This window comes from Paenibacillus sp. FSL M7-1455, from assembly GCF_038004655.1.
Taxonomy (GTDB): Bacteria; Bacillota; Bacilli; order Paenibacillales; family Paenibacillaceae; genus Paenibacillus_AQ; species Paenibacillus_AQ cookii.
On record NZ_JBBORO010000001.1, the window covers coordinates 3553578 to 3579760 of the forward strand.

The window sequence follows — 26183 nt, forward strand, 5'->3', positions numbered from 1 at the left end:
ATTTAGAAATCGTTCTTCACCGCTAGCGGAAGGTATAACCGCCGTTTCCGGAGACTCTCTTTTTTCATATGATATTTTGTCAGCGCAAAGGAGTGATATGATGGACGCGTATTATAATTGTTTGCAATGCATGAATCGGAAGGTTCGCATATTAACGACGGACGGCAAAGTGCATGTAGGGAAAATCGTGAAGGTCGACAGGGAGCGCGTGTATTTGGAAACCGAGCAAGGAGGGCCTGTCCGAACCTCGGCCTTTTCGCCTTACGGATGGGGTTACCGCAGAGCGATAATTCCGCTTAGCTTGTTTACTCTGCTGGCGATCGCGTTGATTTGACCGAATTTGTTCTCCCCGATACCGGGGAGATTTTTTTAGGAGCCGAAACCATCGGAGGACAAGCCCGGAAGGCCGGCGCGGCCGCAGCTGAATGGCGCTACAAAAAAACACGAAGCACAGATGTTTGCGCCTCGTGTTGTTCGCATGCCGCTGAAGGATCAGCCGAAAATCAGTTCCAGATCTGCTTTGCCGCCGATACGACCAGCCCCAGCTTGTTCCACTGGTCCTGATTCGCGACCGCGTTGCCCTCTTCCGTCGAAGCAAAGCCGCATTGCGGGCTCAGGCAGAGCTGTTCGAGCGGCACGTATTCGGCCGCTTCCCGCACGCGCCGCTTGATGTCTTCCATATTTTCCATCTCGCCGGTTTTGGTGGTGACCAGTCCAAGCACGACGCGCTGGCCACGGATATGGCGAAGCGGTTTGAAATCGCCCGCACGATCGCTGTCGTATTCCAGGAAAAAGCCGTCCACGTTCACGCGGGAGAACAGCTCTTTGGCAATCGGCTCATAACCTCCGTCGTACAGCCAGGAAGATTTGAAGTTGCCGCGGCAAATGTGAATCGTAATCGCCATGTCGGCGGGCTTTTGCTCGACGGCTTCGATGGTGATATCGGCGAACGTTTTCATCAGCTTGTCCGGATCGTAGCCTTTAGCCTTGATTTTCTCCCGAAACGTGTCGCTGAACAATGCGCCCCAGCTTGTATCGTCGAGCTGAAGGTAGCGGCAGCCCGCATCGTAAAATGCCTGAATCGCGTTGCGGTATACTTGCACGATGTCTTTCGCGGCATCTTCCAAAGTAGGGTACGCAGGGTGATCGGCATATTTCTGGCTGTTGACGACGCCGGAATAAAAGATCATGTTCGGACCCGGAATCGTAAACTTGGCCACATGCTCCCCCGCAGCCTGCTTCAGGAATTTAAAATCCTCCAAAAACGGATGATCCGCAGGAAAAGCCAGCTTCGAAGCAACCGTGTATCCTTTGGCTTTGCTCATCGCTCCATGGAACAAGCCGGAAGCATCGAGATCAAACACCTCGATTCCTTGGATGGCTTCGATGAAGTCCAGATGCCACCAAGTGCGTCTGAATTCGCCGTCCGTCACGGCGGTCAGGCCGACCGCCTTCTGTTTGTCCACCAGCTTCACGATCTCGGCGTCTTCGACTGCGCGCAGCTCTTCCTTCGAAATCAGCCCTTCCTGGAACTTGGCTCTGGCTTCTTTGAGAACTTGCGGACGCAGGAAGCTTCCCACTTGGTCGGCGCGGTACGGCGGCGCCATGTTGTTTGTTTCCGTTTTCAATTAGTTTCTCTCCTTTGTCTCCAGCAGCAAAAATCGTCGATGGTAGTATTTTGCGGCAAACCGTTATATCTGATTATCCTACTTCTCCGCGCGGCAAACAAGTCATGATTTTGCAAAATTCGCATCGGGCATAAGTTTACCGTCATTTTTCGGCGATGTTCGGCATACGCGCTTCCGTTTAACGGATGTGCCGAAAAATCGCGAATTGCACTTCCCTACACGATGACAAAAAAAGACCGTTTTCACCCCATATGGCGGATGAAACGGTCGCAGCGCACGTACGGTCCCCTGTTTGCGGCAACCTGATCCGCCGCGGGCCTGATCAAAACATAACCGGCAGCCCCGTTTTGGCGGACTCGTTGGCGGCCAGCGTGACTTCAAGCGTCCGCAGCGCCTCGCCGTACGGGGCGAGAATCAGGCTGCGGTCCCCGGTTTCCACCGCCTGGATGAAGGCATCGTCCTGCGCCTGGTAAAAATCGCCCCGGCCTTTGAATACCCAAGTTTGGTCCGGTTCCGTGATGGTCAAGTGGCTGCCTTCCAAGGTCAGCCTGAAGTTGCGCCCCATCATTTCCAGCGAAGACCTACCGTCCGGCTGCGGAAAAAAACCGGTATCGATATGCCCGAGGGCGCCCGATGCAAACACCATGTTGACCGAAGCCGCATCGGGGGTGGTGATTCCGGGAACGTCCCGGCTGAGCAGCAGCCCCATGTCGGCGGATATTTTGCGGACGTCGCCCGCCAAATGCAGCATCAAATCCACGTTGTGCGTCGTCTGCTCCACCAGCTGTCCCCCGGACTTGGCATGGTCCACCCACCATGGATTCGGAGGAAGTCCTCCGAAACGGTAAGCCCGAACCATGGCGATCTCTTTGCCCTCCAGGTAACGTTTGGCCCGCTGAACGGATTCCATATAACGCAAGCAGTAGCCCGACCCGGCGATGACCCCGGATTGCTCCAACGCTTCCGCTTTCCGGCGGACCTCATCCATGCGGAGTCCAAGCGGCTTTTCGACGAGCAGATGAATCCCGCGTTCCGCCGCTTTTTCTTCCATGTTCCCGTGGGCAAACGGCGGTACGCATATAAATAAGGCGTCCAGCTTTTCGCGGTCCAACATTTCGTCGAAATCATCATATGCCTTTCCCCCGTACTGCCTGGCGGCCCGTTCCGCCGCAGCCGGCGCAACGTCGCAGACGGCCGCCAGTTCGGCCCGTTCATTCCGGTGAATATGCTTCAGATGCTCGGTAGCGATGATTCCGGCCCCAACAACGCCGATTCTGATCATTTGCCTGCCTCCCCTTCGCTTTTTTCGCGTGTTAATACGGATTTTTGCCCAAAATGACGTCCAAATGGCGGGACGTGTCAAAGATCAGCTGGTCCGGAAAACTTGCGTAGGGCTCCAGCTCGGCGGTCAAGCTGTCGCGGTATCCGATGTCGCTCAAAGCCAGGCGGACGTTCAGCCAGTCCACGTCCCCGGATAACAGCGGCACGAAACCGTGGTAATTGCCGACCTTCGTCCGGAAATCTTTCACGTGAATTTTGCGGATACGGCTTCCGAGCGTCCGGATCCAATGTTCCGGTCTTCCGAAGGCCAGCGTGTTGCCGACGTCGAAATAAGCCCCGACATGCTCCGATTCGAACTGGTCGATGTAGCGGGCCATTTCAAGCGGACTCCACAGAAACTGGTTCCAAACATTTTCGATGGCGATGCTTAAAGGCGTGCCGGCGATATCGTCGATCAGCGGCTGCAAAGCCATCGTCGAGCGCTCCCATACTTCCTCGTACGAGACGTTTTCTTCGATCCGCCCCGGCACGACCAGGATCGTATCGACTTCAAGCTCCAGCGCCAGTTCGATTTGCTTGCGGACGGATTCTACCCCAAGGCTCCTCGTTTCTTTGTCCGGGGAACTAAGCGGGTATTTTCCAAGCATCTCGGTCGAAAGGCTGCTGATCGTCAGCCCATAGCTGCGGACCAGCCTCCCGAGCGCTTTCGCGTCTTCAGGCGTCGTATCCATCGTCAATCCCACGCCGCCGGGAGCGTACAGATTCAGCTCGATCGTGTCAAATCCGGCCGCCGAGCTGGTGCGCAGCACTTTGCTCAGCGGAGTCCCCGGCGGGAAACACCATTGATTGATTCCCTTCTTCATCTTCAGTCCTCCTCCCATCTCTCGCCCTTCACCCGAAACGAAATGGACAGGTGCAAAGCTCGCGGGGAGCTTTGCACCTGTGCTGTCACTTCAAGTTTGCCGACCATTTTTCCGCGCGCTGCTGCAGATCGTCCAGGAATGACTGGATATCCGGAGCGTTGCCGGTGGCCGCTTTGCTGATGAATCCGTTCACCGCGGGCACGATGTCGCTCATGTAGAAGGGGTTGGCTTCGTCCATGAGTTCCGAGTGGCCCACTTCGGCGATTTCCAGCGCCTTTTTGACGTATTTGTCTTCAGGGGAGACGAAATCCGCATTTTTCAGCGTCGGCGTCAGCGCAAAGTTTTCGTACATGTACCGCTGCGTCATCGGACTCGTCAGGAACTTGAGCACCTCCCAAGAGGCTTTGACGTCCTTGGCGTTTTTCGCCATGACGAACGGGTCGACCGCCACCCAACCTTCTCCTTTGGGTCCCATGTTCATGACCGGTTCAAACCGGTCCAGCAGCTCCTTGTTTTTCTTGCTTAAATATTCGTTCATCGTGGAGCCGCCGGTGGAATCCAGCGCGATCGCGATATTGTTGCGTTCAAGCCCGAAGTTCTCCGCGCCCTGGGCGTTCACGAAGCCGGCCGGCGGAAGTTTTGCCGCTTCCTTCAGCCATTCCATGACCTTCACCATTTCCGGCGTGTTCAAATGCCATTTGATGTTCTTGACGTCCTTCAACGTGCCTTCGGCGCCTTTGGCTCCAAACGCCAGCGTCAACGCGACGAACGTCGATCCGTTGAGCGAGTTGCCGCTCCAGTACAGTCCGTAATTATCTTCGCCGGTTTTCGGGTTTTTGCCGGTCATTTTTTTGGCCTTTTCGAGAATTTCGGCCGGATCGGCTTTGGCGGAGAGCGGTTCCACTCCCCAGTCTTCAAAAAGCTTTTTGTCGTAGATGGTCATTCTGCGCCCGAGCGCCACCGGAATGCCGAATTGTTTCGAGCCGTCGGGCGACTTGGTGCTGTAGGAATTGTTCATGATGCCGGCCAGGTAAATATTCGGGTCGAAGCTCGCATCTTCCTTGATCAGGTCATCCAAGTCCCGGAGCAATCCGTCCTGATACCACTGGGACGCAAAAGCTCCGCCGGTGTACAGCACATCCACGTCGCCGGAAAGCAGCATCGCGGATTGTTTGGCTTTGACGTTTTCCCATGGAATTTGATACAGCTCGAGTTTAATGTTCGGATACATTTTGTTGAACGTCTGCTCGAGATACTCGTTCAGCCCGATGGTCGGGTTTCCCGTCTGCGCGTTGATGCCGTTGTCCAGCTGCCATCCCGCCAACGCCACCCTGACGTTCCCTTTCATGTCGGACACCTTCTTGATTTCCACGCCGCCCGTGACGTCCGTATCCGATCCGCCCGAACAAGCCGCAAGCGAAAGCGTCAGCAGGCTGGACATGAGAAGCAATAGAAGCTTTTTCATGAATCCGTTCCCCCTTTTTCATCACACCTGGAATGGAAGCACTTCAAAACGCTGCTTACTGTTTGATTCCCGACAAAGCGATGCTTTCGATAATGTAGCGCTGCAAAAACATATATACGACGACGACCGGAATCAGGCTTACAGTCGTGGCAGCCATAATGATGGAAGGCTGTTTGTCGATGCCGTTGTTGTAGGTGAACATCGCGAGGCCGATTTGGATGGTGTATTTGGTCGCTTTTTTCAGGATCAGAAGCGGCCACAGCATGTCGTTCCAAACGCCCAAAAAAAGCAAAATGACCATGGTGGCGATGATCGGCGTGCACAGCGGAAGGTACACCCTGCCGAACACGGACCCCTCCTTCGCTCCGTCCAAAATGGCGGCCTCCCGGAGCGTCGTCGGCAGCTGATCGAAAAAGGCTTTGGCCAAAAACGTCCCGAACGCATAGTTCAGGGCGGGCAGATAAAACGCCAAATAATTGTCGACAAGCCCGAGCTTGCTGAACAGCAAATATTGCGGGATCATCGTCATTTCAAAAGGGATCATCATCGTGCTCAAGGCAAGCAGCAGCACGATGTTCGCCCCCTTGAAACGCAGCTTGGATAACGCGTACCCCGAGAGCAGCGCCGACAAGGCGCTGACGATGATGACGCCGACGCTCACCAGAATCGAATTCGAAATGTATCGGAACATCTTGATGCTGGTAAACGCCGCCTCGAAGGTTTTGATGGAGGGTTCCTCCGGCCACAGCCTCGGCGGGAAGTTGATATGAAGACGGGCAGCCCAGTCGAAGCTTGTGACGAGCATCCACAGAAACGGCACGATCATGACGAAGGATCCGAGCGAAAGCACGATCGTCAATATCCATTGGTTCAGGGAAATCTTTTTTCGCCGGTGCTTGAAATTGGCATCCACGGTGTTCATCGATTGACCTCCTAACTCAGAATGGGACGGGTTGAAGCTGCAACTCCCCCGATCAGTCGAAGCTGTCCTTCCGCCGGTTCAGCAGCATCATGACCGCCGTCAGCACGAAAATCATGATAAAGAGCAAATACGAGGCTGCGGTCGCCGTACCCATCTGCGAGGAGAGAAAGGCGTTTCGGTAAATATACAGCACCACCGTCATCAGGCTGCCGCCCGGATTGCCCGCCGTGCCGCCGATCAGCCACACGTCCGTAAACCGTTTCATGCCGCCGATCGTGCCCATGATGAGCATGAACACGAATATCGGCCTTAAATACGGAATCGTCACATACAGCCATTTGCGGTAGGTACCCGCGCCGTCGACCTCGGCCGCTTCGTACAGATCCCGCGGAACGCTTTGCAGCCCCGCCAAAAAAATGATCGTATTGTAACCGAGCGCCCCCCATAAGCTCATCAGAACGATGCTGTACCGGGACACCTGCGGATTCGTGAACCAGCCGACGGGGTCGATGCCGAACAAACCGATGACGAAGTTCAGCAGCCCTTCCTTGGAAGGGTAAAACAGAAACGAAAACAGCAGCGTCGTCGCCACCCCGGACACGACGTTCGGCAGAAAAAATACGGCCTTGAAAAAGTTTTTGCCCATATGCCATTTCAGGTTGTTGATCAGGCTCGCCAAAATAAAGGACAGGGCGATGCCGAGAAGTACCGACCAAATGCCGATAAAAAGCGTATTTGTAAGCGCTTGCCAAAATAGCGAATCCGACAGCACGTAATCGTAGTTGTTTAGTCCGACCCATGTTCCGCCGATCGATAGTCCCGAGGTTTGATGGAAGCTCATGATCAGCGCAGCGATCATCGGATAAATCGCAAAAGCGAGCACGCCGATGATCAGAGGTGCGCTGAACAGGTAACCCATCCAGTCGTTCCGGGTGAATCGCCTTTTCCGCTTGACCTTGGGTTCCAAGGGTGTATCCGTTTTCACATTTGCGTTCAATGACAAGCCGGTTTCCTCCTTCCGGTTCGCAGCACTTGCTAAGATGTTGACGACATGATCAGAATCTGGCGAAGCATTTTTTAAAATATGTATGTGTACGGGATGGGTTTATGTTTTCTTTTTTTGGGAGGGAACAAAAAAAGAGAGCCGGTCCCGGCTCCCTTTCCCTGCTGCTTCTACTGCTTCGGTTTTTCATGGTTTACGGCAAGTGTGATAATCATGACGACAAGCGTCAGCAGCGCGATCAGCTGGTCGATGGTCATAACCGTCCGCCTCCCTGCAATCAGGATGGCTCTGTCGGGCGGTTTCCTTGCTCCCATGAATGCCTGGTTACGTTTCCCCATACATACTTATTCGCGCCGCCTGCAGCTTATTCGTCTTTTGAACGCAAAAATGCCTTCACTTTCCCGATGCAGGCCTCTTTGTCCGTAAACGCATGGTACAGCCTGCCCGCAACGACCGATTGGTCGCCGAAAAAGAACCGTTCGTACAGCGTCTGCCGCCCGCCGAACCCGCTCGAGCTGAGGTCCCACGCCAGGCGGAACAGCGCCGTTTTCGAACATGCGTCGATGCCTGCGCCCCGGAGGTAACGTTCCATCGCTTCGCTGGATTCGGACGCAAAATCGCGCTCGGACGGAATCATGATGACGCTGCTTCCCCCAAGCAGCTGAATCAGTTCGATCATGCGCGGATACATCTTGGGAAACAGCACGTTTGCCGTCCAAATCGGCCGCCGATCCGGGAGCATGCTTCCGAAACGGTCGGGAGCCGCTCCCGCTTCCGAGGCAACGAGCAGGGATTTCAGCGTCTCGAAAGACGCGATGACTTCCGTGATTTTATCGATGGTGGACGGATAAGAAGCCCGATCCAGCGTCTCGGCCATATAAAAAAGAATGCCCAGCGCAAATTCCGTTTTGGCGACATACCTGCACAACACCTGATGGCCGCAGTGGACATGAAAACCGCTTGCATTGAAAAATCGCATGGACAGCCGCTCGTCCCCCAGCATAAACACGCGCTCCCACGGCACAAGAACGTCTTCGAACAGGACCAGCGTATCCATCTCGTCAAAACGGGAGCTGAGCGGGTAGTCGTATGCCGAAGCGCCTTGCGCCAGGCTTTCCCTGCATATCCAACGCATGCCCGGAAGATTGTTCGGAACGGCAAAGGCAAACGTTCTTGAACTGTCCTCTTCGGGCATATACGGCGAGGCCGGAGGGTATACCAAAATTTCGTCCGTCGTCACGCCTTGGGTCGCCAGCAAAAAAGCGCCGCTTACGACGATGCCTTCCTGGTTCCGTTCAACGATCCGCGCCGCGCAGCTGGATATGCTGCCGTCCTCAAGCAATTCGTCGAAACGGCTGGCATGGGGCTGCACGAATGCATGGGAAAGGGAGATGTCATGCTCCCGGCAATAGACGTAATATGCCCGCATACGATCCGCAAATTCGGGTTTCTTTTCGCCAAGCAGTTCGGCGGCCGCATAAAATGCCATCAGCCCGGTATTCATGTAATCCGGCGATCTTCCCAGCAGTCCATGATGCCGCTCTCCCCATAACGTCATCATCTCCCTGCGTTTCGCCAAATCCTCCTTCGTTACGGGCTGCTTAAACGACAATCCGACGGCGTCTCCCGTGGACGGGGAGCAATAGGTCATGCGCTCCCTATAATCGGGATGATGCTGCAAATCGTACAGCTCCGCCTGCGTAGTCATCAGCCCCCGAAAAGCAGCATGATCCGAAAGCCTGCCGTCCACTCGTTCTCCGCGTATCCAAACCCGGGGGTTGGCCTGATCGATACGCTCGATAAACTGCTTTCCGTTTTTTGCCGGCACAGGCGCAGCCTCCTTTGAAAAAATGGATGATCCCATTCTATTCAAAAGGGCCTCCGTCAGGAAGCGGCAGCAACCTAATAGGAAGCCAAAATGCCGTCAAACGAAGCAGAACCAAGAGCATTGTTACCGTAAAATGTTGTACAATAGAGGTTATGGTTATGTTAATTCATGAAAAAAATGCCTAGAAGGATGGATCGCAAAATGTATGTAGCCCGTGATTGGCAAGATTACGAATTGATGGATACGGGATCCGGCGAAAAGCTGGAACGCTGGGGGGACGTCATCCTCCGCAGACCGGACCCGCAAATCATATGGCCTATCCAAAACGAAAGCGTGAAGTGGCGCGAGGTTCACGGCCATTATCATCGGAGCTCTTCCGGCGGCGGACACTGGGACATGAAAAAGAAACTTCCGGACCGCTGGACGATCTCTTACGACCAATTAAAATTTTATATCCGCCCGACCAATTTCAAGCACACGGGCCTGTTCCCGGAACAAGCGGCCAACTGGCGCTGGATGATGGACAAGATTGAGGCGGCCAAACGGCCGATCAAAGTGCTGAATTTGTTCGCCTACACCGGAGGCGCTACGGTTGCGGCAGCTTATGCCGGAGCGGAAGTCGTCCACGTCGACGCGGCGAAAGGCATGGTGCAGTGGGCGAAAGAAAACCTTCAGCTGTCGGGCATCGGCGATCGCCCGGTCCGTTTCATCACCGACGACGTGTTCAAGTTCGTGCAGCGCGAACACCGCAGAGGAAACCGTTACGACGGGATCATCATGGACCCTCCGTCTTATGGTCGCGGACCCGGCGGGGAAATGTGGAAACTGGAGCAGAGCCTGTATCCGTTCGTGGAAAGCTGCATGGGCATCATGTCCGACAATCCGCTGTTCATGCTTATCAATTCCTATACGACCGGCATTTCGCCGACCGTGCTTCACAACGTTTTAAGCATGACCGCAGGCCGACGTTTCGGCGGAACCATCTCCTGCGGGGAGCTGGGGCTTCCGATCACGGCGTCCGGGCTTCATTTGCCGTGCGGCATCCTCGGCCGCTGGGAGTCGTGACCCGGTTATGAGCCAAGAACTTGCATCGCAAATACCGGTATTATACGAGGACAATCACCTGCTCGGCATCGTCAAGCCGGTCAACATTCCGACCCAGGCCGACGTCTCCGGCGATCCCGACCTGCTTACGCTGCTGAAAGAAGATATTAAGGAGCGTTACAACAAACCCGGTAACGTCTATTTGGGGCTCGTGCACAGGCTGGACCGGCCGGTAGGCGGCGCGATGATTTTCGCCAAAACGTCGAAAGCCGCTTCGCGTCTGTCCGAAGCCGTCCGCAGCCGCAGCTTCCGCAAAATTTACGCGGCCGTCGTTCACGGACGGCTTCCCGCTCCCCGGGGCACGCTCAGGGATATGCTGTTGAAGGATCCGAAGACCAATACCGTCTCCGTGGTCAAGGCCGGAACCCCGGGGGCCAAGGAGGCTGTCCTCGATTACGAGGTGCTCGGCACCGACGGCTCCTTCAGCCTCGTCCGGGTCGAACTGCATACCGGAAGATCGCATCAGATTCGCGTCCAGATGAATCAGGCAGGCTGCCCGTTGTACGGCGACCAAAAGTACGGAAGCCGCGTCAACAAACCCGGGCAGCAAATCGCGCTTTGGTCGGTCTTGGTCGGTTTTCCGCATCCGGTGACCAAAGAGGACGTGGTCCTGACCTCCCTGCCCCCTGCGGAGCATCCTTGGAATTTGTGGTCCGACACGGTGTTGGAGCGTCTGCGGGACGATCTCTAAACGATGTAAGGCAGTCGTGCCGGGTCATTGGAACCGGCGACTGGATTCTTTACTCAAAAATAGATTAATTCGGCACGTCAACGATTCGGTTGATGTGCTTTTTTCATGCTGCAAAGGAGCGGGGGATCCCCGCTCCTTTGCTTTGGTTTGCTATAGATCGTTCCCGAACAGTTCCCGTACCGGGATCTCGTCATAGGAACGTACCTGAAGATCCGCTTCAGCCAAATCTTGGTTTCCCGAGTTCGGATTAAGGTATCCGATGCATCTCATGCCGGCCGTTTTGGCGGCAAGCATGCCGTTTCTTGAATCTTCGAGCACGACGCAATGCTGCGGCTGCACGCCGAGCTGCTTGGCCGTTTCGAGGTAAATATCGGGCGCGGGTTTTCCTTTCGGAACCTCTTCGCCGCTGACCACCGTCTTGAAAAAGCGGCTTAGACCGAATTTCCCCAAGACGCCTTCAATGAATACTCTCGGGGATGAGGAAGCAACCGCCATGGGAACGTTCATTCCGCGAAGCTGCTCCATCAGGGCCACCACCCCCGCGATCGGCTCGATCTCCAGATTCTTCAGAATGTTCATTTTCAGGTTCAATTGGTATTCGATCATTTCCTCCACCGTATGGGGCAAATTTCGTTCCTGTTTAAAAATGCCCAGCATTTCCGGGTTCGTCATCCCGACGAACCGTTCCAGCTCCTGCTCGTTCGTTTCCACGCCGAAATGGCTGAGCGTTCGGATATCGACGTCAAAATGAATCGGCTCGCTGTCGATGATGACCCCGTCCATATCAAAAATAAATGCGTGTTCCATGTTGATCCTCCATGATCTTCCGGTCGGTACTCGCCGGTTTTCCTTTGTACGTTCCTGTTCGTTGGGCGGCAGACCCGATCGAGTCCCCGCCTTCTCCGGATCCGGATTAAACATAAAGGACAGCAGCATGCTGCTGTCCTTTATGGAGCCGGAAAGGGCGTTAGCGGCCAGGGTATCCGTGATCATGATCCGTTATTCCCTGCACGCAAAATAAGCACGTAATCGGCATTCCGCTGAAAATGGTACGGTACGGCTTTCGTTTCCGCGTCCCATCCCTCGCTTCGGGCAAACGCGATCAATCGCTCCACTTCATCCGGCCTGCGGCCGCTTTGGTCAACCAACGGGAAAATCCTTAACTCCTTGCCGGTGACCCGAAGCAGCTCCCGCAAGGCGGCGCGATGGAACTCCGCATCCAGCCTGTCGGCATATGTAAACAAAAAATGGGCCGACAAGGTCAAGTCGAATTGCCGGTCCCGGAAGGGCAGCGACGGCAGCGTCACGGGCACGTACCTTTCCGGACGCCTTTCCATATCCTCCGTGCAGGACCGCAGCGCTTGAAGGCGTTCGGCGCGCAACGCTTCGACATCGCGGAATTCAGTCCAAATGTACCGCTCCCGTTCCGTTGCCACATGTTCCATGGCATGATCGATATCCCGGAGGCCCTTTTCAAGCAACCGGCCCGCCTCATGGCCATATGCGATATCCGCCGCCGTCACCTCGCAGCCAAGCTCGCCCGCCTTGGCCGTAAACGAGCAGGCGCCGGCCGGACAGTCCAGGATTCTTTTGCCTTGGATATGATGCTCCTCGAGGCCGAACATACGCATATATTCCCCGTATGTCCTGCCGATAAAGACGATCCGCTCCAGCATGTTTTCCGCCGGTTCTTCGTCTCGTCCGCTCTTTGCGCTAACCCCTCTGCTTTCCTCTGCTCTGCTCATCTCGTCTCAACTCACCTTTCCGAATATGTCATCCGCACGGATGAGTCCGTGCTTATGGAAATATTATCCTATTCGAAACGATAAGTCCAGAACCTTTCCGTACTAAACCGGCTTTTGATCTGTTCATCCTCTTCGGTAAACGTGCCCAGCATTTCATTCCAGCGGAACTGGGAGGCGTGCGCACGGATGGAACCGAATTTGTTCGGCAGGAAATCCCTGACGTCGACCGCGACGTCAGGTTTGCCGATGATCTGCTCGCAGCCTTTCGCAAACGCGACGCAGTTCACGACGGGACGCTGTTCCTTCGGCATGGCCGCAACCGTCCGGATCACCGCTTCCCCGGTGGCATCATGGTCCGGATGGACGCTGAATCCCGGGTAAAACGTAATGATAAGGGACGGTTTCACTTCATCGATCAGCTTGCGCAGCATGCCGTCCAGCATGTCCCTGTCTTCGAATTCGATCGTTTTATCATGAAGCCCCATCAGGCGCAAATCCTGAATGCCGATCGAGCGGCAGGATGCCTCAAGCTCCTTCCGACGGTGCTCCGGCAGCGTGACGCGGTTGGCCACGAGCGGTTTGCCCATGTTTCTCGCCATTTCGCCCAGCGTCAAGCACGCATACGTCACGGTTGCGCCTTCGTGGATGCGTTTGGCCAGCGTTCCGGAAGTTCCGAAGGATTCATCGTCCGGATGGGGAAATACGACCAATATATGATTTTCCATTTTGTATAATCACCCTTTCACTTGATGACGGCAGACTTGCTGTTTAGAACGGTTCTTTGCCCAACTGCAGCGCAACGACCAGCTTGCCGTCGCTGTCATGGCCCGCCATAATCAGCCGCTCGGTTTCCGTTTCCTCGAAATGCGTCAATCCTTGCGAATAAATCCAGCCCTGCTCCATCTTAAGCCCGACGCGGTACGGCCCCGTTCCTTGAATCTTCCCGTGGGTATACCGGACGATGCCGTTTTTGATGAACGTCGAGGCCGTAAATTTCGACTCGTCGTGATGCGAAGCGTAAGCCCCCGTCGTCATTTCGAGATGTATATAAAGATCCTGATCCTGCAGTTTGTCGATTAACTCCTGAACCATCTGCGGATTAATAAGCTGCATTCCAATCCCTCCGTTTCCAAGACGTCTGTCGAAATCGTCCGAATCCCCCTGCAAACCAGGTTCGATCGATCCCGAATGCTGCAGGTCCAAACTGCAACATATTTTATTATAATTCAAAGCACTTCATTTTCACAAACATGCTTTTGCCTCATCCGGCCGACTATACCGGTAAAAACCTCGACTTGCACTCGAATTAGCCCGCATAGCGGAGCCGATCGGCGAACCCTGATGTTTTTGCATTGCTAAAATCGCTTTTTATGCCCCATCCCGTTGAACGAAAAAAGCTGCCTTCCGGCAGCCTTTTCCCCATATTTCCGTTTAATCGGCCAATGCCTTGCCTTTGGTTTCTTTCCCCAGAAAAAGCACGCCCAAGGCCCCGATCAAAATTATGACGAAAAACATGATAAATATCGCATTGATTTCGACGTGACGCTGCACCAAATACCCCACAAGGAACGGCGCGATGACGCCGCCGATCCGGCCGACGGAGGTCGCAATCCCGACGCCCGTCGAACGGACCGAAGTCGGATACAGCTCCGGCGTGTAGGCGTACAGGCCGCCCCAAGCACCGAGGTTGAAAAACGAAAGGCAGATTCCCGCCGCGATAAGCGAGCCGGCCGAATCGGCGTTGCCGAACCAGGCGGCGCTGACGGCGGTGAGCACCAAGTAGGTGATCATGACGAATTTCCGGCCGAATTTTTCGATGAAATACGCAGCCGTAAAATAACCCGGAAGCTGGGCGATCGTCATGATCAGCACGTATTCGAAGCTTTTGATCAGGCTGAAGCCCTTCATCGTCATGACGGACGGAAGCCAAAGGAACATCCCGTAATACGAAAACACGACCGTAAACCACAAAATCCACAGCATCAACGTCGAGCGGCTATGTTCGCGGGTCCAGATGGAAGCCAGCTTGCCGGCAAACGACAAGGATGCCGCCCGGGTCCGATTGTTCCGGTATACGGGCGAATCGTCGATGGCGCGGCGCAGATACAGCGCGTAAAAGGCCGGAAGAGCCCCAATGACAAAAGCGATCTGCCATCCGTAAGCCGGAATCAAAAAATACGATATGAGCGCGGCGGCCAGCCAGCCGCCCGCCCAAAAGCTCTCCAGCAGCACGACGGCCCGTCCCCGCTGGCTCGGATGGACGCTTTCGGACACCAGCGTCGACGCCACCGGCAGCTCGCCCCCAAGGCCGACGCCCGTAATAAAACGAAGCAGGCACAGCACCCAGAAGCTGGAGGCTAGCGCCGACAATCCGCTGGCTATCGAAAAGATGAGCAGCGTCCACAGCAAAACCTTCTTTCGGCCGAATTTATCGGCCAGATACCCGGCGGCTGCCGCGCCGACGACCATTCCGACGGAATTGACGCTCGTCAAAATGCCCACATCCTGCGGGGAGAGTTTCCACTCAAGCTTTAATGCGGTCACGATAAAAGAAATGATGCCGACGTCCATGGCGTCGAATAACCAGCTGAGGCCGGCGCTGAAAAGCAGTTTTCTCGTTTTTGGTTTCATAAGCGTTGCATCATTCATCTGGTTGACTACTTCCTCTACATTTATTCTTTTAATCTTTGAACCCGGGTTTTAAGGCGTTATGGTTAGTTTGCCCAATAAATAGATCAGAAGCTGCTGATTATGCGCGGAAATTCGCGACAATACCTTCGCCAGAAACGCATCGCGGATTTGCACGCCGCGTTCGACCTCCGCTTTCCCTTTCGCGGAAATGGACACCCAAACGATCCGGCGGTCGTTTCCGTCCCGTTCGCGCTGAATCAATCCGTTTTTTTCCATCCGGTCGAGCAGCATCGTAACCGCCGCCGGGCTTGTCGCCAGGAGCGGCGTCAGGTCGGAAGGCTTCATCCGCTCGTTTTCGCCCAGCACTTCGAGCACGGCCAACTGAGCTTCGGTGAGCGCCGGAGCCAACTCGTTCTCCATATGCAGTTTATAATCTTTGCTTAGTTTGGACCATATTTTCGCAAATTCGGAAGTATGCACGGGTTATACCTTCCTTTCGCAAGCAATGTTTTACAGGATTAACTTTCGCGCATTTCGTGCCAATTCCTTCCGCAATTCCGAATTTTTTTAGAAAAACATCGTCCGACACCGTTCCCCAAAAGACGATTCACGGACGTTTCATCGCCTCAAAAAAGGCATCGTTCGCAAATGAGCGAAGATGCCTTTTTTCACGCTTTAACGCCGGGTTCGGACAGCATCCGATGTCACGTCGTTTCCTCGAATGCCAGCAGCGCCGAAATTTCATCTTTTTTCTCCAGGTGAACAAGCAGTTTTCCTGTCGATTTGCGTTCGGCGATCGGGGCCTGCTCCGAACTGAACGCATAACTTAAGCCGTCCCGCGTGATGGCCGTAATTTGCAGCGGCTGGCGGCAATAAAACGCTCCGGCAATGCGGCTGCCGTTCGGCTTCACGCGTTTGCCTTCCTTGAATTCGAAGGTCGCCAGCCCTTTGCCTCCCCGGCTTTGCGGCTGGTAATCCGCGAGCAGGGAACGTTTGCCGTATCCGAGATCGGTCAAGGTCAGCACTTCGCCTTCGTCATCCTCAACCCACAACGCCGACACGACCTCGTCGCCGTCGCGAAGCTGGATGCCTTTCACGCCGGCGGAGACGCGGCCCATGGCGTTGACTTCCTGCTCCTTGAACCGGATGCTCATGCCTTCCTTGCTCACAAGCAAAATGTCTTTGCTACCGTCGCTCAACGTGACGGAAATGACCTCGTCCTCCGCGCCGACCTTGCAGGCGGCAACCGCGCTCGAGCGATTGGTCATGTATTCTTTTAATTCCGTGCGTTTGACCTGCCCTTTTTTCGTGACGAACACCAGGGAGCGGTTCGGCTCCTCGAAATTCGTGACCGGAATGACGTCGACGATGACGTCTTCTTTGGATAACTGGATGACATTGACGATGGCGGTACCCGGGTCCTTCCATTTGAATTCCGGAATTTGGTGGACAGGCAGCAGGAAATATTGGCCTTTTTGCGTAAAGATGAGCAAATTGTCCAGCGTATTGATTTCGAACACCCTGGAAATATAATCCCCTTCCTTCACGCCCGAGCTGCTGAGCTCCCCGCCGGACCGCGTAAAGGAAAGCATGCTTGTCCGCTTGATGTATCCGTCTTTCGACAACGTCACCAGCACATCCTCGGAGCTGACGATGACTTCAAGGTTGACCTTGATTTCCTCGACTTCCTCCTGAATGGCGCATCTGCGGTCAATGCCGTATTTGTCGCGGATTTCAAGCAGTTCCTTGCGGATCAGCGCGATCAGCTTCTTGTCGCTTTCGAGGATGGCCCGGTAGTTGTCGATTTTTTTCAGCAAATCCTCCAGCTCTTTTTGCAGCGTCGTGATCTCCAGGTTCGTCAAACGGTACAGCTGCAGCGTCAGAATCGAATCCGCCTGCCGCTCCGTAAAGCCGAACATCCATTGCAGATTGTTTTGGGCATCCTGGCGGTTTTTCGACGCTTTGATGGCGGCGATGACCTCGTCGAGAATGTTCAGCGCCTTCACGAGTCCTTCGAGCACGTGGGCCCGGTCTTCGGCTTTTTCCAATTCGAAGCGGGTACGGTTCGATACCACTTCGCGCTGGTGGGCGATATACGCCTCCAGCATCGCCTTCAGGCCAAGCTGCTGAGGCGCCTTGTTGACGATCGATACCATGTTGAAGTTGTACGTGACCTGAAGATCGGTCTTTTTCAGCAGATAAGCCAAAATGCCCTGGGCATCGGCCTCCTTTTTGATTTCAACCACGATCCGCAGACCGTCCCGTCCGCTTTCGTCGCGCACCTCGGCAATGCCTTCGATTTTTTTCTCCAGCCGGATATTTTCCATTTGGGTGACAAGGCGCGATTTTACGACCTGGTAAGGGATCTCCGTAATGACGATCTGCTGTTTGCCGCCGCGCAAAAATTCGATGTCGGCTTTGGAACGGAGATAAATCCGTCCTTTCCCCGTCCGGTAGGCCTCTTTGATTCCCTCTTCGCCCATGATCAGGCCGCCGGTCGGGAAATCGGGGCCCTTGATGAAGGTCATGATTTCTTCCAGCTCGATTTCCGGTTTTTGCATCACCGCCACGCAGGCGTCGATCACTTCGCGCAAATTATGCGGCGGAATCTCCGTCGCAAATCCCGCGGAAATCCCGCTGACGCCGTTGACGAGCAGGTTCGGATAGCGGGAAGGCAGCACGACGGGCTCCTTCGCGGAATTGTCGAAGTTGTCCTTGAACTGTACCGTCCGTTTGTCGATGTCCCGAAGCATCTCCATCGCGATCGGCGACAGGCGCGCTTCGGTGTAACGCATCGCCGCCGGCGGATCGTCGTCGATCGAACCCCAGTTGCCGTGCCCGTCGACGAGCACATGCCCCATTTTCCAAGGCTGGGCCATGCGGACCATGCCGTCGTAGATGGAGGAGTCCCCGTGCGGATGGTAATTCCCCATCACGTCGCCGACGGTTTTGGCGGATTTGCGGTATGCTTTGTCCGGCGTATTGCCGGATTCGTACATGGCGTACAAAATGCGCCGCTGCACGGGCTTAAGCCCGTCGCGGACGTCGGGAATGGCGCGGTCTTGAATGATATATTTGGAATACCGGCCGAAGCGGTCGCCGACGACCTCTTCGAGATAAGCCGGCAGAAACTGTTCTGATAAACTCATCGATTCACCTTCTATTCCTCGAACTCTCTAAAGTCGACATTTTCCACGATCCAGCGCTTGCGCGGGTCGATTTTGTCGCCCATCAGCGTGGATACGCGGCGCTCCGCCTTCGCCGCATCTTCGATCTGCACCTGCAGCAGCGTGCGCGTTTCCGGGTTCATCGTCGTCTCCCACAGCTGTTCGGGATTCATTTCGCCGAGTCCTTTGTAGCGCTGCAGCTCGTAATTTTTGCCGAATTCCTTCAAGTAGTTTTGCAGCTGCTCGTCGCTGTAGGCGTAACGGACCGTTTCCAGCTTGCCCGACTTCCGCGAAATTTTATACAGCGGAGGCTGGGCGATGTACACGCGGCCCTCGTCGATCAGCGGCTTCATGTAACGGTAAAAGAACGTCAGCAGCAGCACCTGGATGTGCGCGCCGTCCGTATCGGCGTCCGTCATGATGATGATTTTGGAGTAATTGCTGTCTTCGATTTCAAACTCGGTTCCGATTCCGGCTCCGATCGCATTGATGATCGTGCGGTATTCCTCGTTTTTCATGATATCGGCAAGTTTGGCTTTTTCGGGGTTGAGCGGTTTCCCCTTCAGCGGCAGGATCGCCTGAATTTTCGAATCGCGGCCCTGTTTGGCCGATCCGCCGGCGGAGTTTCCTTCGACGACGAACAGCTCGGTACGGGTAAAGTCCTTCGATTGGGCCGGACTCAGCTTGCCGCCGAGGCTCGTTCCCTCGCTCCGTTTTTTCCCGCTCCGCATGTCGTCGCGGGCCTTGCGGGCCGCTTCGCGCGCTTTGGAAGCCTGGATCGCTTTTTTGATGAGCGTCTGGGCCACCTGCGGGTTTTCCTCCAGGAAAATCTGCATTTTTTCGGTCACGATCGCGTCGACCGTGCTGCGCGCCGATGCGCTTCCCAGCTGGTCTTTCGTCTGACCGACGAATTCGACTTCGGCCATTTTGACGCTGATGACCGCCATCATGCCTTCGCGCAGGTCGTTGCCTTCAAGATTTTTGTCCTTTTCCTTGAGCATATGGTTTTTGCGCGCGTAATCGTTCATGATCCGCGTATATGCCGTCTTGAAACCGGTTTCGTGCGTTCCCCCGCCCCGCGTCGGGATCGAATTGACGAACGAAGCGAGCGTTTCGGTATATCCCGCGTTGTATTGGAGCGCAACCTCGACTTCGACGTCGTCCTTTTCGCCGTAAAAGTGAATGACGTCGTGCAGCACGTCTTTGCCTTCGTTCAAAAATTCGACGAACTGGCTGGCCCCGCCTTCGTAATAAAATTCGTCCATGCGGTCGGAACGCTCGTCTTTCATGACGATGCGAAGCCCCGAATTCAGGAAGGCGATTTCCTGCAGGCGTTCCGCCAGCGTATCGTAGTTGAACTGGATTCCGCCTTGGAACACGCGAATATCCGGCTTAAAGGTGACTTTGGTGCCGGTTTTGTTCGTGTTGCCGAGCACTTCGAGTCCCGTCACCGGTTCGCCGACATGCTCCTTGCCGTTTTTGTCCTGCCAGTATTCGAAACGCTGGCGGTGGATCTTGCCGTCGCGGTAGATTTCGACCTCGAGCCACTCGGAAAGCGCATTGGTCACCGACGCCCCGACGCCGTGCAGGCCGCCCGATTTTTTGTATCCGCCTCCGCCGAATTTCCCTCCCGCGTGCAGGATGGTGAATACGACCTGCGGCGTAGGTATTCCCATTTTATGCATTCCGGTCGGAATGCCCCGTCCGTTATCCACGACGGTGATGGAACCGTCTTTATGCAAAGTAAGATCTATTCTCGTGCAGTATTTGGCCAAATGCTCATCGACGGCGTTATCCACGATTTCCCATACCAGATGATGAAGCCCCGATGAACTGGTGCTGCCAATATACATGCCTGGGCGTTTGCGAACCGCAACCAGGCCTTCGAGCACTTGAATGTCGTCTGCATCGTAACTGCCGCTGCCTGCTTCGTTGCTGCCCGGCGACTTTGCAAACATATCGATCTGCTCGACCATTCATGCTCCCCCTTTGTGTTTCTTTATGTAGGATATCACCCAAAATGCAAACAGATGTTTTGTTTTGTTATCCTTGTCCATTTTAATTCAAGATATCCCTTTTCGTAAAGACAAGGAATGAGATTACGATCGCGGCAATCGCCCAAACGGACAAAACCGCAAGCGAAAAAGCCAGGTTCATGCCTTCGATCGGAGCCGGCGTACCGGACAGGTAATCGGTCAGCTCCAGGTTGACCATAAACAAATATTTCGCGCTTTTCCAGGCCGAAGCCATGTTGGTCAGAATGGTTCCCGCGATCAGCGCGGCCATCATCACCACGATGCTTGCCGCCGTGCTCCGGACGAGCACCGACACCATGAACGCGAGCGATGCCACGACAAGGCTCACGAACCAGATCAATCCGCCTTCCATCAGCAAATATTGCCACTGGGGCACCGCGTGCACCGCGGACATGTCGACATCGGACCCTTGGATCCGAAAACCGGTGAAGACTGGAAATTCAAATCCTTTATATCCGAAAACCGCCCCGGAAATGAGATAACTGATGACAAAAGCGGACACGATGATCAGCGAAGAGAACATGTACAGCGTGATCAGCTTGCTGAGCAGCACCTTCCACCTTTTGACCGGGCGGGTCAGCAGCATTTTGATGGTGCCGCTCGTTCGTTCCCCCGATACTATATCGGATGCGATCGCCATAATGAGAAGAGGAATGAACAAAGTTATGGAATTCGCCATAAACTCGCGCGTAAACGTCACGCCGTTCGGTTCGTTCGGGTTCACGTCATGCTCCAAATAATATTGCAGCTGCTGCACGAAGATTTTCCTGAATTTTTTCCACTCGTCCGGCACCCGGTCGCTTCCGAGCGAATTTTCATTATCCGTGATTTGCTGCTGCACTTCAAGCCGCCAGTCGCCTTTGAATTTGTCCCGCGTTTGTTCGGCGGACCGCATTTGCGCATAGGTAAACACCGGGACCAGCACAAGCAAGATGAGCAAAATAACGTAAAAACGCTTCTTTTTGATGATTTTGATCGTTTCGTTTTTGATCAGGGGCAGCACGCTAATCAATACTCTCACCCTCCGTCATTTTCAGGAACAGCTGCTCGAGCGTCGGGTTGATTTTATGGACCCCGCGGACGCGGATGCCCATGGCGACGAGATGCGAAACCGTTCCGGAGATTCGTTCCTCTTCCATCGCCGTTACGACCGATTGTCCGCTCATGCCGGCGATGATCGCGTCGTCCAGCACCTGTTCAGCGTGTTCGATGACCTCGATGCCTTCCCGCTGCGCCAGTTCCCGTTTTCCTGCTTCAACAGGTTCCACGTCCCAAATGACGTATTTCGCGTTAGCGGCCACGAGCTCCCCGACTTCTCCGACCGCAAGCACCCGGCCGCGGCTGATAATGGCCACCCGGTCGCATAAAAGCTGGATTTCGCTGAGCAGGTGGCTGGATACGAAAACGGCCAGTCCGCCGTCCGCCAGCTCCCGGATAAATTGGCGCAGTTCCTTGATGCCCTTCGGATCGAGCCCGTTCGTCGGTTCGTCGAGGATGAGCAGCTTCGGCCTGCCGAGCAGCGCTTGCGCAATGCCGAGCCTCTGCCGCATCCCGAGCGAATACGTTCTGACCTTGTCGTGGATCCGCTGGTCCAGCCGGACGATATCCACCACTTCCTGAATCCGCTGCTTGTCGATTCCCGGTTGCATGCGCGCGAAATGCTCCAGATTTTCCCATCCGGTCAAATACGTATAGACTTCCGGATTTTCAACGATCGAGCCGACGAAACGGAGCGCTTGTTCCTGCTGGCGGTTCACGTCGTATCCGCACACTTTGATGACCCCGCTGCTCGGTTTGATCAAATCCACCAGCATGCGGATCGTCGTCGTTTTGCCTGCCCCGTTCGGTCCCAAAAAACCGAAAATTTCGCCCTCCCGGACATCGAACGTCACGTCCTCGATGATCCATTTTTTTCCGATCCTTTTTTTGACGTGTTCGACCGATAAAACGATGGATTCCCTTTGGTCCGGACCGACCGTCATTGACATGTTCTCCCTCTCCTTTCTTCCGTATGCTTAATTATCTAGCGGATAGCCTGAACGATCCGGACGGCGATTTGCTGGTACCCGTCGCCGTTCGGATGAAAATGATCCGACGCCAAATACCGGCCCAAATGCTGCTGGAAAATGTCGAAGGTCGGCACAAGCGTCATATTGCCGTTCTTATTGATCGTGTCGAGGGCTGCCTCATTCCATTTCGCAACGGCCTGATTTCCCGGGACCTGAAGCTCCTCGATATCCCCGAACGGATTATACAATCCGACGTACACGATCATGGCTTCCGGATTGATCGCGCGGATGCGTTCCAAAATCGTTTTCAGCTGCGTCGATGCTTTCGGCAGCCCTTTCAACAGGTCCTCCGGATCGAGCTCCTGCCCCTTGGCGGTCGTCGATGTTCCGGCAATACCTTTGGACGCAAGGTCCGCTCCCTGGAACAGGTCGTTTCCTCCGATGGATAGGAGGATGACGTCGGCTTCTCCAAGCACGTACTTCGTCCCCCGTTCTTCCAGCTTCGGCAGGAGCCCCGTCGTCGTCAGGCCGTTAATGCCCAAATTGTTCAGGAGCGTCGCTTTCCTGCCGGCAGCCGTCAGCTCCCGGATCGTTCGCCGCGCAAACCCCATCCCGGAGTTGTCGCCCGTGCCTTTTGCCAGCGAATCGCCGATGACCGCAAATTTCAGTTCTTTATCGGCTGCCGGGGTTGCCGGGCCCGTTTCCTTTTCCGGAGTTGCGACTTTGGCGGGCCGATCTTTCGCAGCCTGCGGAGACTGGATGTCCTTTACCGCATACACAAAGCCTGCCAGCAGGAGCAGCGTGGAAAATACGGATAAAATACTGACGCTGCGCCAAATCCATTTCGATGATTTCAAAACCGATCCCTCCATGTCGACGTCATGCGATTCGTCATTTTTCCAGCAATACATATGTACATAAACATAAATCTTCTAGGATCAATTTGCAAATCCGACGGTCGTTTTGCACCGTTTCATTTCGCCTTGAAACCATGATTCCATGCAAAGACGGGCTGGCGTTCCATCCGTTTTTTCTAAATAAAAAAAGCCCGTTCCATCAGGAAACGGACTTTTTCTTTAAAACTCAAGCTTACGATATATAATATTAGAATTAGTTTGCGATAAATTCTTGTACCCAGTACCCGTTGTAGTAAGCCACGCCGATCGTCGTGTAGTTGCCGTTCAGAATGTTGGCGCGGTGTCCTTCGCTGTTCATCCAGGCTTTCATGACATCTGCAGGGGTTTTTTGGCCCTTAGCGATGTTTTCGCCCGCATAGCTGAAAGAAATGCCATATTTTTTCATCATGTCGAACGGAGAGCCGTACGTCGGGGAATTGTGGTCGAAGTAGTTGTTGTTGCTCATGTCCTTCGCTTTATCCATCGCCATATTGGACAATTTCGCATTTTCCGTCAGCGGCTTCAAGCCCGCTTTGGCGCGTTCCTGGTTGACCAGCTTGACGACCTCGGCAGCATAAGCCGATGGGTTCGAAGACGTTCCGGTCGACGGTTTGGACGTTTCCGGCTTCGATGGTGCAGGCTTCGACGGTGCAGGCTTGGAAGGCTGCGGCTTGGACGTTTCCGGCTTCGAAGGTGTTGGCGTTGTCGGTTGCGGGTTCGTTGCCTGGCCGGCGCCCGGGAATTGGATTTGATATTTGAATGCGTAACCGCCGTTATTTTGCAGCCATTTCTCCACATAGCTTTGCAGATCCTGCAGGTTTTGGAAGCCGCTTGGCGCCGGTACGGAATTTTGCTGGGCAGACGCTGCCGATGCCGGACCTGCTCCAATCAGACCCACCGCCAAAACGGCGGCACATGCCGTGCTGACCAATGTTTTCATCACTTTATTGTTCTTCATGGATACATCTCCTTCTCATGGTGTTGTTGCTCGAACCGATCCATTCCGGTTACAAAGTTGTCATTTCTTACTCCCACATTGTAACATGTTTGTATTCCTTGTGTAGGCCACAAATATTGGAAGTGAATTTCCAGAAATCCGATTTCAGGCTTGATACGAAAAGCGGGGGCTTTGCTGGAATTCGCGGTCAAACGACAAAAAAGCCCGTCCCGAAACGGGACGAGCGTATCATCATGTATAGTGAATTAGTTCAGTTTTCTCACGAATTGATATCCGATTTTTTCGAAACCGATATGTTCATAAAATGCATGCGCCGGTGCTCTTTCCACCCGATTGCCGCTCACCAGGAAAAGCGTTTGGCTTCCTTGCTTTTTGCCCCACTCTTCCGCGCTGCGGATCAGCCTTTTGCCGATGCCTTGACCGCGGTGTTCCTTGGCCACGATCAGAGCCGACACCTGCGTCGCCGTCTCGTTTCTCGCAAAGGACTTCACCTGATTCAGCGCAACCATGCCGATGACCTTGCCGTCAAGCTCGGCGACCATCGTGCAAAGCTTCGGATTGTTCTCGGAAGCTTCGATCCGCTCGCGCATCACGTTAATGGTCGTCGGATAATTCAGTTCCCGCATCAAAGCCACGACGGCTTCGAGGTCGCTGTCGCAATTCGAGAAACGTATTTGCAGGGCGGGTGCCAGAATGTTACTGTTCATGATCATATTCCTCCACTTTTAAAAGACTGGCGGCATGTTTCGCCGTATTCCGTGCTTTCTGAAGATCCCCATCAGCGCTTAAGGCGACAGCCATTCTTCGGCCGGCTCTCGTCTCAGGCTTGCCGAACACCCGGACTTGGGTCCGCGGCAGGCTGAGCGCTTCCTCTATGCCTCCAACAGTAAAATTCGTACTTGCGTCGTCCGCTTTCAAAGTTGCCGAAGCACCCGGCGTCAGCAATTCGACCGACGGGATCGGAAGTCCGAGAATCGCTCTGACGTGCAGGGCAAATTCCGATAAATCCTGAGTGATCATCGTCACCATCCCGGTATCATGCGGACGTGGCGAAACTTCGCTGAATATGATTCCATCTTTCGTAACAAACAGCTCGACTCCGAAAACGCCATAACCGCCCAACTCGTCGGTGATGGCTTTCGCGATGAGCTCCGCTTCCTTCCATTGATCCGGGCTCAGCTCATGAGGCTGCCAGGATTCAACATAGTCGCCGTCTTTCTGAATGTGGCCGATCGGTTTGCAAAAGGTGGTGCCGCTTACAGAGCGTACGGTCAGCAGCGTGATTTCGCTTTCGAACGAAACAAACGATTCGACGATGACGCGGCTGTTTTTGGCGCGTCCGCCTTCCATGGCGGCGTTCCAGCAAGCTTCAACATCATCCTCCGTACGGCACACGCTTTGGCCTTTGCCGGATGAGCTCATGATCGGCTTGACCACGCATGGCGTTCCCAAAACAGCCACAGCTTTCTTGAGCTCCTCCAAACTATCGGCAAAACGGTAATCCGCAACCTTCAGGCCAAGCTTCTCGGCGGCCAGACGGCGGATGCCTTCGCGGTCCATCGTCAGGCGCGCGGCCCGTGCCGTCGGAACGACGCGGTACCCTTCTTCCTCCAGCTCAAGCAGCGCCTCGGTTGCGATTGCTTCTATTTCAGGTACAATCAGATCCGGTTTTTCCTGATGAATTATCTGTTTCAGGGAATCGGCATCGAGCATATCAATCACATGGGACCTATGCGCGACCTGCATGGCGGGCGCATGTTCGTATCGGTCCACGGCAATGGTTTCTACGCCCAGTCTCTGGGCTTCCAGTACTACTTCTTTCCCCAATTCGCCGCTGCCCAGCAGCAGCATTTTCTTGGCATGTGCAGAAAAAGGAGCACCCCACACCACTTCCCTATTCCCCCCTACTAGTGTATACCACATCTGTATACCTCAATCACTATTTTCGGGGTTTAG

The 26183-nt window shown here is 54.6% G+C and carries 25 protein-coding genes; 3 read left to right on the forward strand and 22 right to left on the reverse strand.

From position 1 onward, the window contains the following. Window positions 1-100: 100 nt before the first annotated feature. The gene (locus NYE48_RS16360) at window positions 101-334 is read left to right on the forward strand and encodes a hypothetical protein (protein ID WP_036708115.1); all 234 of its coding nucleotides are present in this window, start codon (window positions 101-103) and stop codon (window positions 332-334) included. A gap of 169 nt (window positions 335-503) precedes the next feature. On the opposite strand, the gene NYE48_RS16365 is transcribed toward NYE48_RS16360, so the two are convergent. From NYE48_RS16365 to NYE48_RS16400, 8 genes are all read right to left on the reverse strand, one after another. Next, complete coding sequence (locus NYE48_RS16365; RefSeq protein WP_341000680.1) at window positions 504-1607, reverse strand: 5-methyltetrahydropteroyltriglutamate--homocysteine S-methyltransferase; 1104 nt, start codon at window positions 1605-1607, stop codon at window positions 504-506. Between the two features lie 343 nt (window positions 1608-1950). Further along, window positions 1951-2910 (reverse strand): Gfo/Idh/MocA family protein, encoded by a 960-nt coding sequence (locus tag NYE48_RS16370; RefSeq protein WP_340999424.1) that lies wholly within the window; start codon window positions 2908-2910, stop codon window positions 1951-1953. A 31-nt stretch (window positions 2911-2941) separates the two neighbouring features. Beyond that, window positions 2942-3772 carry a sugar phosphate isomerase/epimerase family protein gene (locus NYE48_RS16375; protein WP_340999426.1) on the reverse strand — a complete coding sequence of 277 codons (831 nt, stop codon included), beginning with the start codon at window positions 3770-3772 and terminating at the stop codon, window positions 2942-2944. Between the two features lie 85 nt (window positions 3773-3857). Then, a complete protein-coding gene (locus NYE48_RS16380) occupies window positions 3858-5237 on the reverse strand; it encodes an extracellular solute-binding protein (RefSeq protein ID WP_339324427.1) in 1380 nt (459 codons plus the stop codon). Between the two features lie 55 nt (window positions 5238-5292). Next, on the reverse strand, window positions 5293-6159 hold the full coding sequence (locus tag NYE48_RS16385) for a carbohydrate ABC transporter permease (protein ID WP_340999428.1): 867 nt from the start codon (window positions 6157-6159) through the stop codon (window positions 5293-5295). Window positions 6160-6211: 52 nt separating this feature from the next. Next, entirely contained in the window at window positions 6212-7078 is an 867-nt protein-coding gene (locus NYE48_RS16390) for a carbohydrate ABC transporter permease (protein WP_081992197.1), read from the reverse strand. Window positions 7079-7332: 254 nt separating this feature from the next. Continuing rightward, the gene (locus tag NYE48_RS16395; RefSeq protein WP_156124528.1) at window positions 7333-7500 is read right to left on the reverse strand and encodes a hypothetical protein; all 168 of its coding nucleotides are present in this window, start codon (window positions 7498-7500) and stop codon (window positions 7333-7335) included. 26 nt (window positions 7501-7526) lie between these two features. Continuing rightward, on the reverse strand, window positions 7527-8990 hold the full coding sequence (locus NYE48_RS16400; protein ID WP_340999430.1) for a 4-hydroxyphenylacetate 3-hydroxylase family protein: 1464 nt from the start codon (window positions 8988-8990) through the stop codon (window positions 7527-7529). A gap of 201 nt (window positions 8991-9191) precedes the next feature. On the opposite strand from NYE48_RS16400, the gene NYE48_RS16405 reads away from it, so the two are divergent. After that, window positions 9192-10055, forward strand: coding sequence for a class I SAM-dependent methyltransferase (locus tag NYE48_RS16405; protein WP_340999432.1), 864 nt, complete (start codon window positions 9192-9194; stop codon window positions 10053-10055). Between the two features lie 7 nt (window positions 10056-10062). Beyond that, window positions 10063-10785, forward strand: a complete 723-nt coding sequence (locus NYE48_RS16410; RefSeq protein WP_212948340.1) for an RluA family pseudouridine synthase — start codon at window positions 10063-10065, stop codon at window positions 10783-10785. A gap of 150 nt (window positions 10786-10935) precedes the next feature. Here the strand turns inward: NYE48_RS16410 and NYE48_RS16415 are convergent, their stop codons facing one another. From NYE48_RS16415 to purT, 14 genes are all read right to left on the reverse strand, one after another. Next, entirely contained in the window at window positions 10936-11778 is an 843-nt protein-coding gene (locus tag NYE48_RS16415) for an HAD family hydrolase (RefSeq protein ID WP_340999433.1), read from the reverse strand. After that, on the reverse strand, window positions 11775-12530 hold the full coding sequence (locus NYE48_RS16420; protein ID WP_340999434.1) for an SAM-dependent methyltransferase: 756 nt from the start codon (window positions 12528-12530) through the stop codon (window positions 11775-11777). The genes NYE48_RS16415 and NYE48_RS16420 overlap by 4 nt, the downstream gene beginning before the upstream one ends. Before the next feature lie 68 nt (window positions 12531-12598). Continuing rightward, window positions 12599-13255 carry a bacillithiol biosynthesis deacetylase BshB2 gene (gene bshB2, locus NYE48_RS16425; RefSeq protein ID WP_340999435.1) on the reverse strand — a complete coding sequence of 219 codons (657 nt, stop codon included), beginning with the start codon at window positions 13253-13255 and terminating at the stop codon, window positions 12599-12601. Between the two features lie 43 nt (window positions 13256-13298). After that, entirely contained in the window at window positions 13299-13643 is a 345-nt protein-coding gene (locus NYE48_RS16430) for a YojF family protein (RefSeq protein WP_036708277.1), read from the reverse strand. Between the two features lie 318 nt (window positions 13644-13961). Next, complete coding sequence (locus NYE48_RS16435; RefSeq protein ID WP_212948338.1) at window positions 13962-15179, reverse strand: MFS transporter; 1218 nt, start codon at window positions 15177-15179, stop codon at window positions 13962-13964. A gap of 51 nt (window positions 15180-15230) precedes the next feature. Further along, window positions 15231-15641, reverse strand: coding sequence for a MarR family winged helix-turn-helix transcriptional regulator (locus NYE48_RS16440; protein ID WP_036708097.1), 411 nt, complete (start codon window positions 15639-15641; stop codon window positions 15231-15233). 224 nt (window positions 15642-15865) lie between these two features. Further along, window positions 15866-18310: a DNA gyrase subunit A gene (gene gyrA / locus NYE48_RS16445; RefSeq protein WP_212948336.1), complete on the reverse strand. Its 2445-nt coding sequence runs from the start codon at window positions 18308-18310 to the stop codon at window positions 15866-15868. Window positions 18311-18321: 11 nt separating this feature from the next. Beyond that, a complete protein-coding gene (parE, locus tag NYE48_RS16450; protein WP_340999437.1) occupies window positions 18322-20304 on the reverse strand; it encodes a DNA topoisomerase IV subunit B in 1983 nt (660 codons plus the stop codon). Window positions 20305-20386: 82 nt separating this feature from the next. After that, window positions 20387-21376 carry an ABC transporter permease gene (locus NYE48_RS16455; protein WP_340999439.1) on the reverse strand — a complete coding sequence of 330 codons (990 nt, stop codon included), beginning with the start codon at window positions 21374-21376 and terminating at the stop codon, window positions 20387-20389. Continuing rightward, the gene (locus NYE48_RS16460) at window positions 21369-22352 is read right to left on the reverse strand and encodes an ABC transporter ATP-binding protein (RefSeq protein ID WP_340999440.1); all 984 of its coding nucleotides are present in this window, start codon (window positions 22350-22352) and stop codon (window positions 21369-21371) included. The genes NYE48_RS16455 and NYE48_RS16460 overlap by 8 nt, the downstream gene beginning before the upstream one ends. Window positions 22353-22387: 35 nt before the next feature. Next, the gene (locus NYE48_RS16465; RefSeq protein ID WP_052146881.1) at window positions 22388-23230 is read right to left on the reverse strand and encodes a GDSL-type esterase/lipase family protein; all 843 of its coding nucleotides are present in this window, start codon (window positions 23228-23230) and stop codon (window positions 22388-22390) included. A gap of 253 nt (window positions 23231-23483) precedes the next feature. Beyond that, window positions 23484-24227 carry a CAP domain-containing protein gene (locus NYE48_RS16470; RefSeq protein WP_340999442.1) on the reverse strand — a complete coding sequence of 248 codons (744 nt, stop codon included), beginning with the start codon at window positions 24225-24227 and terminating at the stop codon, window positions 23484-23486. Window positions 24228-24472: 245 nt separating this feature from the next. Then, the gene (locus NYE48_RS16475) at window positions 24473-24934 is read right to left on the reverse strand and encodes a GNAT family N-acetyltransferase (protein ID WP_246537154.1); all 462 of its coding nucleotides are present in this window, start codon (window positions 24932-24934) and stop codon (window positions 24473-24475) included. After that, window positions 24924-26114, reverse strand: a complete 1191-nt coding sequence (gene purT / locus NYE48_RS16480) for a formate-dependent phosphoribosylglycinamide formyltransferase (RefSeq protein WP_341000681.1) — start codon at window positions 26112-26114, stop codon at window positions 24924-24926. The genes NYE48_RS16475 and purT overlap by 11 nt, the downstream gene beginning before the upstream one ends. Between the last annotated feature and the right edge of the window lie 69 nt (window positions 26115-26183).